Source organism: Salmonella sp. NW1250 (assembly GCF_051812965.1).
GTDB classification, from domain to species: Bacteria; Pseudomonadota; Gammaproteobacteria; order Enterobacterales; family Enterobacteriaceae; genus Salmonella; species Salmonella enterica.
Map to the genome: position 1 here is coordinate 30,055 of NZ_JAMNDD010000001.1, position 13,296 is coordinate 43,350.

15 protein-coding genes are annotated in these 13,296 nt (G+C 54.9%); 12 read left to right on the plus strand and 3 right to left on the minus strand.

The features are described 5' to 3' along the window. Positions 1-183 precede the first annotated feature (183 nt). Positions 184-1,719 carry a murein biosynthesis integral membrane protein MurJ gene (gene murJ, locus NBA72_RS00180; protein ID WP_001537775.1) on the plus strand — a complete coding sequence of 512 codons (1,536 nt, stop codon included), beginning with the start codon at positions 184-186 and terminating at the stop codon, positions 1,717-1,719. 81 nt (positions 1,720-1,800) lie between these two features. Here the strand turns inward: murJ and flgN are convergent, their stop codons facing one another. From flgN to flgA, 3 genes are all read right to left on the minus strand, one after another. Continuing rightward, positions 1,801-2,223, minus strand: a complete 423-nt coding sequence (gene flgN / locus NBA72_RS00185; RefSeq protein WP_042949846.1) for a flagella biosynthesis chaperone FlgN — start codon at positions 2,221-2,223, stop codon at positions 1,801-1,803. 4 nt (positions 2,224-2,227) lie between these two features. Continuing rightward, positions 2,228-2,521, minus strand: coding sequence for a flagellar biosynthesis anti-sigma factor FlgM (gene flgM / locus NBA72_RS00190; protein ID WP_000020893.1), 294 nt, complete (start codon positions 2,519-2,521; stop codon positions 2,228-2,230). A 91-nt stretch (positions 2,522-2,612) separates the two neighbouring features. After that, positions 2,613-3,272 (minus strand): flagellar basal body P-ring formation chaperone FlgA, encoded by a 660-nt coding sequence (flgA, locus tag NBA72_RS00195; protein WP_001194086.1) that lies wholly within the window; start codon positions 3,270-3,272, stop codon positions 2,613-2,615. Between the two features lie 156 nt (positions 3,273-3,428). On the opposite strand from flgA, the gene flgB reads away from it, so the two are divergent. The 11 genes from flgB (at position 3,429) to flgL (ending at position 13,285) form a co-directional block, all read left to right on the plus strand. Further along, positions 3,429-3,845, plus strand: coding sequence for a flagellar basal body rod protein FlgB (gene flgB / locus NBA72_RS00200; protein WP_000887043.1), 417 nt, complete (start codon positions 3,429-3,431; stop codon positions 3,843-3,845). Between the two features lie 3 nt (positions 3,846-3,848). After that, on the plus strand, positions 3,849-4,253 hold the full coding sequence (flgC, locus tag NBA72_RS00205) for a flagellar basal body rod protein FlgC (RefSeq protein WP_042949848.1): 405 nt from the start codon (positions 3,849-3,851) through the stop codon (positions 4,251-4,253). A gap of 11 nt (positions 4,254-4,264) precedes the next feature. After that, positions 4,265-4,963, plus strand: a complete 699-nt coding sequence (gene flgD / locus NBA72_RS00210) for a flagellar hook assembly protein FlgD (protein WP_000020450.1) — start codon at positions 4,265-4,267, stop codon at positions 4,961-4,963. Positions 4,964-4,989: 26 nt separating this feature from the next. Then, the gene (gene flgE / locus NBA72_RS00215; RefSeq protein ID WP_017440965.1) at positions 4,990-6,207 is read left to right on the plus strand and encodes a flagellar hook protein FlgE; all 1,218 of its coding nucleotides are present in this window, start codon (positions 4,990-4,992) and stop codon (positions 6,205-6,207) included. Positions 6,208-6,227: 20 nt separating this feature from the next. Continuing rightward, complete coding sequence (locus NBA72_RS00220; protein WP_000349278.1) at positions 6,228-6,983, plus strand: flagellar basal body rod protein FlgF; 756 nt, start codon at positions 6,228-6,230, stop codon at positions 6,981-6,983. Positions 6,984-6,996: 13 nt separating this feature from the next. Continuing rightward, entirely contained in the window at positions 6,997-7,779 is a 783-nt protein-coding gene (gene flgG / locus NBA72_RS00225; protein ID WP_000625851.1) for a flagellar basal-body rod protein FlgG, read from the plus strand. 54 nt (positions 7,780-7,833) lie between these two features. Next, positions 7,834-8,532: a flagellar basal body L-ring protein FlgH gene (gene flgH / locus NBA72_RS00230; RefSeq protein WP_001174897.1), complete on the plus strand. Its 699-nt coding sequence runs from the start codon at positions 7,834-7,836 to the stop codon at positions 8,530-8,532. A gap of 11 nt (positions 8,533-8,543) precedes the next feature. Next, complete coding sequence (locus NBA72_RS00235; protein ID WP_001518955.1) at positions 8,544-9,641, plus strand: flagellar basal body P-ring protein FlgI; 1,098 nt, start codon at positions 8,544-8,546, stop codon at positions 9,639-9,641. Beyond that, the gene (flgJ, locus tag NBA72_RS00240; RefSeq protein ID WP_000578685.1) at positions 9,641-10,591 is read left to right on the plus strand and encodes a flagellar assembly peptidoglycan hydrolase FlgJ; all 951 of its coding nucleotides are present in this window, start codon (positions 9,641-9,643) and stop codon (positions 10,589-10,591) included. The genes NBA72_RS00235 and flgJ overlap by 1 nt, the downstream gene beginning before the upstream one ends. A 64-nt stretch (positions 10,592-10,655) precedes the next feature. After that, a complete protein-coding gene (gene flgK / locus NBA72_RS00245; protein WP_000096425.1) occupies positions 10,656-12,317 on the plus strand; it encodes a flagellar hook-associated protein FlgK in 1,662 nt (553 codons plus the stop codon). A gap of 14 nt (positions 12,318-12,331) precedes the next feature. Beyond that, complete coding sequence (gene flgL, locus NBA72_RS00250) at positions 12,332-13,285, plus strand: flagellar hook-associated protein FlgL (RefSeq protein WP_001223032.1); 954 nt, start codon at positions 12,332-12,334, stop codon at positions 13,283-13,285. Positions 13,286-13,296: the final 11 nt, after the last annotated feature.

Below are 13,296 nucleotides of genomic sequence, written 5' to 3' on the forward strand. Positions count from 1 at the left end.
TCTACATAATACCTCTTTTCACAGTGAATAATGGCAAACCGTGGGGAGTCTGTCAGGCCTGATAAGACGTTTTAACGTCGCCGTCAGGCGCGGTGATACAGCCGGATACGGCAGAAGTTGCGTTATCCGGTCGATGGATCAGCCATGCAGGAGTTTTACGCCAGGGTCTGGAATACAAAAGAAATGAATTTATTGAAATCGCTGGCTGCCGTCAGCTCGATGACTATGTTTTCACGCGTGTTGGGCTTTGCCCGTGATGCGATTGTCGCCAGAATTTTTGGCGCAGGGATGGCGACCGACGCCTTTTTTGTGGCGTTTAAACTCCCCAATCTACTACGCCGGATCTTTGCCGAAGGCGCTTTTTCTCAGGCCTTTGTGCCTATCCTGGCGGAATATAAGAGCAAGCAGGGTGAAGAAGCGACGCGGATCTTTGTCGCTTACGTTTCCGGCCTGTTGACGCTGGCATTGGCCGTCGTGACGGTGGCCGGTATGCTGGCCGCCCCGTGGGTGATTATGGTAACCGCGCCGGGTTTTGCCGATACTGCGGATAAATTCGCGCTGACGACGCAACTGCTGCGGATTACGTTTCCCTATATTCTGCTGATCTCGCTGGCTTCACTGGTTGGCGCCATTCTCAACACCTGGAATCGCTTCTCTATTCCCGCTTTTGCGCCGACATTTCTTAATATCAGCATGATCGGTTTTGCATTATTCGCCGCGCCATACTTTAATCCGCCGGTGCTGGCGTTAGCCTGGGCAGTCACCGTCGGCGGCGTGCTGCAACTGGTGTATCAACTTCCGTATTTGAAAAAGATCGGTATGCTGGTGCTGCCGCGCATTAACTTTCGCGACACCGGGGCGATGCGGGTGGTCAAACAGATGGGGCCGGCGATTTTGGGCGTTTCCGTCAGTCAGATCTCCCTTATCATCAATACCATTTTCGCCTCGTTTCTGGCCTCCGGCTCGGTCTCATGGATGTACTATGCCGATCGGTTGATGGAGTTCCCGTCCGGCGTGCTGGGCGTGGCGTTGGGGACCATCCTGTTGCCGTCATTGTCGAAAAGCTTTGCCAGCGGCAATCATGATGAGTACTGCCGCCTGATGGACTGGGGGCTGCGTTTGTGCTTTTTACTGGCGTTGCCGAGCGCGGTAGCGTTGGGCATCCTGGCGAAGCCGCTGACGGTCTCGCTGTTTCAGTACGGTAAATTCACCGCCTTTGATGCGGCGATGACGCAGCGGGCGTTAATCGCCTATTCGGTGGGGCTGATTGGTTTGATCGTCGTAAAAGTGCTGGCTCCGGGCTTCTATTCTCGCCAGGATATTAAAACGCCGGTGAAAATCGCCATCGTGACGTTAATCATGACGCAGTTAATGAACCTGGCGTTTATTGGACCGCTGAAACACGCCGGGCTGTCGCTCTCTATTGGTCTGGCGGCATGTCTCAATGCGTCGCTGCTGTACTGGCAACTGCGCAAACAGAATATCTTTACGCCACAACCGGGTTGGATGTGGTTCCTGATGCGCCTGATCATTTCCGTACTGGTGATGGCTGCCGTATTGTTCGGCGTGTTGCATATTATGCCGGAGTGGTCGCAAGGGTCGATGTTATGGCGTTTGCTGCGTTTGATGGCGGTAGTGATCGCGGGTATCGCGGCCTATTTTGCCGCGCTTGCCGTGCTGGGCTTTAAAGTGAAAGAGTTTGTTCGCCGGACGGCGTAAATTCAGTGCCTGATAGCGCTGTGCTATCAGGCCTACAAGGCATTCAGGCCGGAAAGGCGCAACGTCGCCATCCGGCAATGATTAGATAGAAATTTTTTTACCGCCGCGGTGAGAGACGGAAGTCTGACCGTCAGCCCCGTACAAGGTCGGCTCCTGGTGAGGTTTCAGCACCTCCAGCGCCTGTTGATTACGCTCGATTTGCCCTTCCAGCAGCCAGCCGTTGTGCTGGTTGAGGTCGCGAAGATGCTGCGTTTTTTCGGTAATCGCCTGCCAGCGCTCTGCAATGTCATCGTTTGCGCTACGCTGCGCGTTCTGCTCCAGACGGCGCTGTTGTTCCAGATAATCCAGCGTCGCCAGCAACGAGCTTTTTTCTTCTGTAATACGCTGTAGCTGGCTGCCGTTAATCTGGCCTACGGAAAGCTGTTGTTGCTCGGCGTCCATCACCGTCTTCAGGTCATTCAGGACGGTGGTCATCTGGTCAAGTATTTCTGACAAATGAGTCATACGCTTATTTACTCTGTAAGTAGCTCTGCGCCTCGCGAATGAGCGAGTCTGCTATTTTTCCCGTATCCATTTTTAACTCACCGTTACGGATAGCCGTTTTTAATGCTTCGACGCGTTCCATATTAATGTCGCTGACGCCTGGCTGCATGAGCTTCGCTTGCGCGTCGCTTAACGTTACGCTGGCGCTCGTCGCGGCGGACGTTTTTTCCTGACGCGTTTTTTGTACCGGCGTGTCGCTGGTTTCGCGCGTCTGGACAGTGCTAACGGGTTTCAAAGGTGAGGTACGGTCAATGCTCATTTATTTATCCTCATCGAGGGTTACGTTGTAGCGGCCAGCTACCATCATGGTTGAATATCTCATCGGCAGCCGCGACAAAATCTTTACACAATTATAGGTTAATAAGAATATTCCCATCAGAATCGACGGTTCCACTCACGATTTGACCCGATGTCATGCGTACGCGCGCATTTTGCGCGACGGCGGCATTATTCATCGCCTGACCTTCCGCATTGACGCTAAACCCCTCGCCATTGGCGATGACCTGTACTCGTTGACCCGCTTTGACGCGCCAGGCCTGACGTATCATCGTAAGCTGTACCGGCTGCCCGGGAGCGAGATCGCGCAAACTGACGGCATCCTGAATCTGACGGATATCCAGTACCGTCCGCGGCGGTAACTGATCCAGCCTGCCACGTTTTAGCGTGACGTTGGCCGGCGTCAATTTTCCGCCGCGCGCGACGGGCGCGGCAACGGCGACATAATTGCCGGTCGCTTGCACATTCACCTGCAAATAACGTTTTTCATTGGCGCAGCGCGCCACCACATTGACGTTGCCCCACAGCTTCGCGCTGCCCGTCATGCTGAAGGCTGGCTGCTCGCAGCTCGGTAGCAGATTGGGCGATGAACGGAGCGTGACAACCACCTCGTCGCTGAAGCCAGCCAGACGCTGGGAAAACCACGTGGTCAGCTGGGCGTTGATGTCCTGCGCCATTGTCAGGGGGCTGAACAGCAAAGCCGCCACGGCGAATCCTCGTTTTAACGTTTGCATGGTACTTCCCCCTGGTTGATGTCATGACAGGATTCTACCCGTGTGAAGCAAGCATCAACGCAATAAATAGCGACGCATTTTGCGTTTATTCCGGCGATAACGCGCGCGTGAAGGCATTTAAGCTGTCGGCTGAATTTTGCCATTTGCGGAGGAGATATGCTCGACAGGCTCGATGCCGCCTTACGATTTCAGCAGGAAGCGCTAAATCTGCGCGCGCAACGTCAGGAAATATTAGCGGCGAATATCGCCAATGCCGATACGCCGGGGTATCAGGCGCGCGATATTGATTTTGCCAGTGAGTTAAAAAAGGTGATGGTGCGTGGACGGGAAGAAACCGGCGGCGTCGCGTTAACGTTGACTTCCTCTCACCATATTCCCGCTCAGGCGGTCTCTTCTCCCGCAGTGGATCTGCTTTATCGCGTACCCGATCAGCCTTCTTTGGATGGTAACACCGTAGATATGGACAGGGAACGTACGCAGTTTGCGGATAACAGTCTCAAATATCAGATGGGGCTTACCGTTCTGGGTAGCCAACTCAAAGGCATGATGAATGTGCTACAGGGAGGAAACTAATTCGTGGCGCTGTTAAACATTTTTGATATTGCCGGATCGGCGCTTGCCGCACAGTCCAAGCGGTTGAACGTTGCGGCCAGTAACCTGGCGAATGCGGATAGCATCACCGGCCCGGACGGACAGCCTTATCGCGCCAAACAGGTGGTTTTTCAGGTGGACGCCGCGCCGGGTCAAGCCACTGGCGGGGTAAAGGTCGCCAGCGTGATTGAAAGTCAGGCACCGGAAAAGCTGGTTTATGAGCCAGGCAATCCGCTGGCGGACGCTAATGGTTACGTCAAAATGCCCAACGTCGATGTGGTCGGCGAAATGGTTAACACGATGTCAGCCTCGCGCAGCTATCAGGCAAATATCGAAGTCCTGAATACCGTAAAAAGCATGATGCTTAAAACGCTGACATTAGGCCAGTAAAGGAGGCGCGTATGTCTATTGCCGTAAATATGAATGACCCGACCAACACGGGCGTCAAAACGACGACCGGCAGCGGATCGATGACCGGAAGCAACGCTGCCGATCTGCAAAGCAGTTTCCTGACCTTACTGGTCGCGCAATTGAAGAACCAGGACCCGACTAACCCATTACAAAATAATGAGTTAACGACACAGTTGGCGCAAATCAGTACCGTGAGCGGCATTGAAAAACTGAATACGACGCTGGGGGCTATTTCCGGGCAAATCGATAATAGTCAGTCCCTACAGGCGACCACGCTGATTGGACATGGCGTTATGGTGCCTGGCACCACAATTCTGGCGGGTAAAGGCGCGGAAGAAGGGGCCGTGACGTCCACGACGCCGTTTGGCGTGGAATTGCAACAGCCTGCGGACAAAGTGACGGCAACCATTACCGATAAAGATGGCCGGGTGGTACGGACGCTGGAGATCGGTGAGTTGCGAGCCGGGGTACACACCTTTACCTGGGATGGTAAACAAACGGACGGAACAACGGTACCGAATGGTTCTTACAACATTGCGATTACCGCCAGCAATGGCGGGACGCAACTGGTGGCGCAGCCGCTGCAATTCGCTCTGGTACAGGGCGTGACGAAGGGCAGTAACGGCAACCTGTTGGATCTGGGTACCTACGGCACCACCACACTCGACGAAGTTCGGCAAATAATCTAAGCCCTTACACTTATCAGGAGTCAGTCATGTCTTTTTCTCAAGCGGTTAGCGGCCTGAACGCTGCGGCCACCAACCTTGATGTTATCGGTAATAACATCGCCAACTCCGCCACCTATGGCTTTAAGTCCGGTACGGCATCATTTGCCGATATGTTCGCCGGTTCCAAAGTGGGGCTGGGCGTAAAAGTGGCGGGGATTACCCAGGATTTTACCGACGGTACGACAACGAACACCGGGCGCGGGCTGGATGTCGCGATTAGCCAGAACGGTTTTTTCCGCCTGGTAGACAGCAACGGTTCCGTGTTCTATAGCCGCAACGGCCAGTTCAAACTGGACGAGAACCGTAACCTGGTCAATATGCAGGGGATGCAGTTGACCGGCTATCCGGCCACCGGTACGCCGCCGACCATTCAGCAGGGGGCGAATCCTGCGCCGATCACCATTCCGAACACGCTGATGGCGGCGAAATCGACCACCACCGCGTCAATGCAGGTGAATCTGAACTCAACGGACCCTGCGCCGTCTAAAACGCCCTTTAGCGTGAGTGATGCGGACTCGTATAACAAAAAAGGCACCGTCACCGTTTATGACAGCCAGGGTAATGCCCATGACATGAACGTCTATTTCGTTAAAAGCTCTACCAAAGATAATGAATGGGCCGTGTACACCCATGACAGCAGCGATCCTGCAGCCACTGCGCCAACGACGCCATCTACAACGCTGGAGTTCGATAAAAGCGGAATACTGCAATCTGGTGGTACGGTTAGGATCACCACCGGTGAGATTAATGGCGCCACGCCTGCGAACTTCTCCCTCAGCTTCCTTAACTCCATGCAGCAGAACACCGGGGCTAACAACATCGTCGCCACCAATCAAAACGGCTATAAGCCTGGCGACCTGGTGAGCTACCAGATTAACAACGACGGCACCGTGGTTGGCAACTACTCCAACGAGCAGGAGCAGGTGCTGGGGCAGATAGTGCTGGCTAACTTCGCCAACAACGAAGGTCTGGCATCCCAGGGCGATAACGTCTGGGCGGCAACGCAGGCTTCTGGGGTAGCGCTGCTGGGGACTGCCGGTTCCGGCAACTTCGGTAAGCTGACGAACGGCGCGCTGGAAGCCTCTAACGTGGATTTGAGTAAAGAGCTGGTGAATATGATCGTCGCGCAGCGTAACTACCAGTCGAATGCGCAGACCATCAAAACCCAGGACCAGATCCTCAATACGCTGGTTAACCTGCGCTAAGCGCCTGACGGGATAGCTTAATGGATCACGCAATTTATACCGCCATGGGGGCGGCCAGCCAGACGCTTAACCAGCAGGCGGTAACGGCCAGCAACCTGGCTAATGCCTCAACGCCGGGCTTTCGCGCGCAGCTTAACGCGTTACGCGCGGTGCCTGTTGATGGCCTCTCTTTAGCAACGCGCACGCTGGTTACGGCGTCGACGCCCGGGGCGGATATGACCCCGGGTCAGTTGGACTACACTTCCCGCCCGCTGGATGTTGCGTTACAGCAGGACGGCTGGCTGGTAGTGCAAGCGGCGGATGGAGCTGAAGGATATACCCGTAACGGGAATATCCAGGTGGGCCCGACCGGGCAGTTAACCATTCAGGGACATCCGGTTATCGGCGAAGGCGGCCCGATTACCGTTCCTGAAGGGTCGGAAATCACCATTGCGGCAGACGGCACGATCTCCGCGCTCAATCCCGGCGACCCGCCAAACACGGTGGCGCCCGTTGGGCGACTGAAGCTGGTCAAAGCGGAAGGCAATGAGGTGCAGCGGAGCGATGACGGTTTATTCCGCCTTACCGCCGAGGCACAGGCTGAACGCGGGGCGGTACTGGCCGCCGACCCGTCAATTCGCATTATGTCGGGCGTGCTGGAGGGCAGTAACGTCAAGCCGGTTGAAGCCATGACCGACATGATCGCCAACGCACGTCGTTTTGAAATGCAGATGAAGGTTATCACCAGCGTAGATGAGAACGAAGGGCGAGCTAACCAACTGCTGTCGATGAGTTAATACAGGACATTTTATGATCAGTTCATTATGGATCGCCAAAACCGGTCTGGACGCGCAGCAAACCAATATGGATGTGATTGCCAATAACCTGGCAAACGTCAGCACCAATGGTTTTAAGCGTCAGCGCGCGGTATTTGAAGATCTGTTGTATCAGACCATCCGCCAGCCGGGCGCGCAGTCGTCCGAGCAGACGACGCTGCCTTCCGGGCTGCAAATCGGTACCGGCGTGCGTCCGGTCGCCACGGAGCGCCTGCACAGTCAGGGGAACCTGTCGCAGACCAACAACAGTAAAGATGTGGCGATTAAAGGGCAGGGCTTTTTCCAGGTCATGCTGCCGGACGGTACGTCTGCCTATACCCGCGACGGCTCTTTCCAGGTGGATCAGAATGGTCAACTGGTGACGGCGGGCGGTTTTCAGGTGCAGCCGGCAATCACCATTCCGGCCAACGCGTTAAGCATCACGATTGGCCGCGACGGCGTGGTCAGCGTTACCCAGCAGGGGCAGGCCGCGCCGGTTCAGGTCGGGCAGCTTAACCTGACCACCTTTATGAACGACACCGGGCTGGAAAGCATCGGCGAGAACCTCTATATCGAAACGCAATCGTCCGGCGCGCCGAACGAAAGCACGCCGGGGCTCAACGGCGCGGGGTTGTTGTATCAAGGGTATGTCGAAACGTCGAACGTTAACGTGGCGGAAGAGCTGGTGAACATGATTCAGGTTCAACGCGCCTATGAAATTAACAGTAAAGCAGTATCGACGACCGATCAGATGCTGCAGAAACTGACGCAACTCTAAGGGGCCGCCGGTGGGGGATACGCCACCGGCTCCCTGATTTTGAAGATGAAGGTAATGCAAAAATACGCGCTTCACGCTTACCCAGTTATGGCCCTGATGGTCGCGACGCTGACAGGATGCGCCTGGATACCCGCTAAACCGCTCGTGCAGGGGGCGACCACGGCGCAGCCGATACCTGGCCCGGTACCGGTGGCGAATGGCTCCATATTTCAGTCTGCGCAGCCGATTAATTATGGCTATCAGCCGCTTTTTGAAGATCGTCGACCGCGTAATATCGGCGATACGCTCACGATTGTGTTACAGGAAAACGTCAGCGCCAGTAAAAGCTCGTCGGCAAATGCCAGTCGCGACGGCAAAACCAGTTTTGGTTTTGATACGGTACCGCGTTATCTGCAGGGATTATTCGGTAATTCCCGCGCGGATATGGAGGCCTCCGGCGGCAACTCTTTTAACGGCAAAGGCGGCGCGAATGCCAGCAATACTTTTAGCGGCACGCTGACCGTGACCGTCGATCAGGTTCTGGCCAATGGCAATTTACACGTCGTGGGGGAAAAACAGATCGCGATTAATCAGGGAACGGAATTCATCCGCTTCTCCGGCGTGGTAAATCCACGCACCATCAGCGGCAGCAACTCTGTTCCCTCGACACAGGTGGCGGATGCGCGGATTGAATATGTCGGGAACGGCTATATTAACGAAGCGCAAAATATGGGCTGGCTGCAACGTTTCTTCCTTAATTTGTCGCCGATGTAAGCGAGGTGTATGTGTTTAAAGCTCTTGCAGGAATCGTTCTGGCACTGGTTGCCACTTTGGCGCACGCCGAGCGTATCCGGGATCTGACCAGTGTCCAGGGGGTTCGGGAAAACTCGCTGATCGGCTACGGGCTGGTGGTTGGGCTGGACGGTACGGGCGACCAGACGACTCAGACGCCATTTACCACCCAGACGCTGAATAACATGCTGTCACAACTGGGGATTACGGTCCCCACCGGCACCAACATGCAGTTGAAAAACGTGGCGGCGGTGATGGTGACGGCGTCGTATCCGCCTTTTGCGCGACAGGGACAAACGATCGATGTCGTCGTTTCCTCAATGGGGAACGCTAAAAGTCTGCGTGGCGGGACGTTATTAATGACGCCGTTAAAAGGGGTGGACAGCCAGGTGTATGCTCTGGCGCAGGGCAATATTCTGGTCGGCGGCGCGGGCGCTTCCGCAGGCGGCAGTAGCGTGCAGGTTAACCAGCTTAATGGCGGGCGCATCACTAATGGCGCGATTATCGAACGCGAGTTGCCGACTCAGTTCGGCGCTGGCAACACCATTAATCTGCAATTGAACGACGAAGATTTTACGATGGCGCAGCAAATTACCGACGCCATCAACCGCGCCCGCGGTTACGGCAGCGCCACTGCGCTTGATGCGCGAACGGTACAGGTACGCGTGCCCAGCGGCAACAGCTCGCAGGTGCGTTTTCTGGCGGACATTCAAAATATGGAAGTCAACGTGACGCCGCAGGATGCAAAAGTCGTGATCAACTCGCGGACCGGTTCGGTGGTCATGAATCGGGAAGTCACGCTGGATAGCTGCGCTGTGGCGCAGGGCAATTTGTCAGTGACAGTCAATCGCCAGCTCAACGTCAACCAGCCGAATACGCCATTTGGCGGCGGGCAGACCGTGGTGACGCCACAGACTCAGATAGATTTGCGTCAGAGCGGCGGATCGCTACAGAGCGTGCGTTCCAGCGCCAATCTGAACAGCGTAGTGCGCGCGCTGAATGCGCTTGGCGCGACGCCGATGGACCTGATGTCGATTTTGCAGTCCATGCAGAGCGCGGGCTGTCTACGCGCCAAACTGGAAATCATCTGATGATCGGAGACGGTAAATTGCTGGCCAGCGCGGCCTGGGATGCGCAATCTCTGAACGAACTGAAAGCGAAAGCGGGCCAGGACCCGGCGGCGAATATCCGTCCTGTGGCCCGTCAGGTGGAAGGGATGTTTGTGCAGATGATGCTGAAAAGTATGCGCGAGGCTTTACCCAAAGATGGTTTATTCAGCAGCGATCAGACGCGTCTGTATACCAGCATGTATGACCAGCAGATCGCCCAGCAGATGACCGCCGGTAAGGGATTGGGGCTGGCGGATATGATGGTTAAACAGATGACGGGCGGGCAGACGATGCCTGCGGATGATGCGCCGCAAGTACCGCTTAAATTCTCCCTGGAGACGGTAAACAGCTATCAAAATCAGGCGCTGACCCAACTGGTGCGCAAAGCCATACCGAAAACGCCGGACAGCAGCGATGCGCCGCTCTCCGGCGACAGTAAAGACTTTCTGGCCCGGCTTTCGCTCCCGGCGAGACTGGCCAGCGAACAAAGCGGGGTGCCGCATCATCTGATTCTGGCGCAGGCGGCGCTGGAGTCCGGCTGGGGGCAGCGGCAAATCCTGCGGGAGAATGGCGAACCCAGCTATAACGTATTTGGCGTGAAAGCGACCGCCAGTTGGAAAGGGCCGGTGACGGAAATCACCACCACTGAATACGAAAATGGCGAAGCGAAAAAAGTGAAAGCGAAATTCCGCGTCTATAGCTCGTATCTGGAGGCGTTATCGGATTATGTCGCGCTGTTAACGCGTAACCCACGCTACGCTGCCGTGACCACTGCCGCCACGGCAGAGCAGGGCGCAGTGGCTCTGCAAAACGCCGGATACGCCACTGACCCGAATTACGCGCGTAAATTGACCAGCATGATTCAGCAGTTGAAAGCGATGAGTGAAAAGGTCAGCAAAACCTACAGCGCGAATCTCGACAATCTCTTTTAAATTGCTCAAGTCCACGTAGTCGCTGCCGATAACAACGAGTATTGAAGGATTAAAAGGAACCATCATGTCCAGCTTGATTAATCACGCCATGAGCGGACTTAACGCCGCGCAGGCCGCGTTAAATACGGTCAGTAATAACATCAACAATTATAACGTTGCGGGTTATACCCGGCAGACAACTATTCTGGCGCAGGCAAACAGTACGTTAGGGGCTGGCGGCTGGATAGGTAATGGCGTTTACGTTTCAGGCGTACAGCGCGAATATGATGCGTTTATCACTAATCAGCTACGCGGCGCGCAAAACCAGAGCAGCGGCTTAACCACGCGCTATGAACAGATGTCGAAAATCGACAACCTGCTGGCTGATAAATCCAGCTCGCTGTCTGGTTCGTTGCAGAGTTTTTTTACCAGCCTGCAAACGTTAGTCAGTAATGCGGAAGATCCTGCGGCGCGTCAGGCGCTGATTGGTAAGGCGGAAGGGCTGGTAAACCAGTTCAAAACCACCGATCAGTATCTGCGCGATCAGGATAAACAGGTCAATATCGCGATTGGCTCCAGCGTGGCGCAAATCAACAATTACGCGAAGCAGATAGCTAACCTGAACGATCAAATCTCCCGTATGACGGGCGTAGGCGCGGGCGCATCGCCGAACGACCTGCTCGATCAGCGTGATCAGTTGGTCAGCGAGCTTAACAAGATCGTTGGCGTCGAGGTGAGTGTACAGGACGGCGGCACCTATAACCTGACGATGGCCAATGGCTATACGCTGGTGCAGGGGTCGACGGCGCGTCAGTTGGCGGCGGTTCCCTCCAGCGCCGACCCGACGCGAACGACTGTCGCTTATGTCGATGAGGCCGCCGGTAACATCGAAATTCCGGAAAAGTTGCTGAACACCGGTTCGCTCGGCGGGCTACTGACGTTCCGTTCTCAGGATCTGGATCAGACTCGTAATACGCTGGGCCAGTTGGCGTTGGCGTTTGCCGATGCGTTTAACGCGCAGCATACCAAAGGTTATGACGCCGACGGCAATAAAGGGAAAGACTTCTTTAGCATTGGCTCGCCGGTGGTATATAGCAACAGTAATAATGCCGATAAAACGGTATCGCTAACCGCTAAGGTGGTCGACAGCACGAAGGTTCAGGCGACGGATTATAAGATTGTTTTTGACGGTACAGACTGGCAGGTTACTCGCACTGCGGATAACACCACCTTCACGGCGACAAAAGATGCTGACGGAAAACTGGAGATTGACGGTCTGAAAGTGACGGTAGGAACCGGCGCACAGAAAAACGACAGTTTTCTTCTCAAGCCGGTCAGCAATGCTATCGTCGACATGAACGTTAAAGTGACAAATGAAGCCGAGATTGCGATGGCGTCTGAGTCAAAACTCGATCCTGACGTGGATACCGGCGACAGCGATAACCGCAATGGTCAGGCATTGCTGGACTTACAAAACAGCAATGTAGTGGGCGGCAACAAAACCTTTAACGATGCTTACGCCACGTTGGTCAGCGATGTGGGTAACAAAACGTCAACGCTGAAAACCAGCAGCACCACGCAAGCGAATGTGGTTAAACAGCTTTATAAACAGCAACAGTCGGTTTCCGGCGTTAACCTCGACGAAGAGTACGGCAATTTGCAGCGTTATCAGCAGTATTATCTGGCGAATGCGCAAGTATTGCAGACCGCGAATGCGCTGTTTGATGCGTTACTGAATATTCGCTAAAGGAGAAGGATGACATGCGTATCAGTACCCAGATGATGTACGAACAAAATATGAGCGGCATCACTAATTCTCAGGCCGAATGGATGAAGCTGGGCGAGCAGATGTCTACCGGTAAGCGCGTTACCAACCCATCTGACGATCCGATCGCCGCGTCGCAGGCGGTAGTACTCTCTCAGGCGCAGGCGCAGAATAGCCAGTACGCCCTGGCGCGTACGTTTGCCACCCAAAAAGTGTCGCTGGAAGAAAGCGTACTCAGTCAGGTGACGACGGCGATTCAAACCGCGCAGGAAAAAATCGTCTATGCCGGAAACGGCACGTTAAGCGACGATGACCGCGCGTCGCTGGCGACGGATTTACAGGGCATCCGCGATCAGCTGATGAACCTGGCAAACAGCACTGACGGCAATGGTCGCTATATCTTTGCCGGGTATAAAACGGAAGCGGCGCCATTCGACCAGGCGACAGGTGGTTATCATGGCGGCGAGAAAAGTGTTACCCAGCAGGTGGATTCCGCACGCACGATGGTAATTGGCCATACGGGAGCGCAAATTTTTAATAGCATCACCAGCAATGCGGTGCCGGAACCGGATGGCTCGGACTCCGAAAAGAATCTGTTTGTCATGCTCGATACGGCAATTGCCGCGCTCAAGACCCCGGTGGAAGGCAATGACGTGGAAAAAGAAAAAGCCGCTGCCGCCATTGATAAAACCAATCGCGGCTTAAAAAATTCGCTTAATAACGTCCTGACCGTTCGTGCGGAACTGGGAACGCAACTGAGCGAACTCAGTACGCTGGATTCACTGGGAAGCGACCGTGCGCTGGGACAGAAGCTACAGATGAGCAACCTGGTAGATGTGGACTGGAACTCGGTCATTTCCTCCTACGTCATGCAACAGGCGGCATTACAGGCGTCCTATAAAACGTTTACCGACATGCAGGGAATGTCGCTTTTCCAGTTGAACCGGTAACGCCTCTTTTT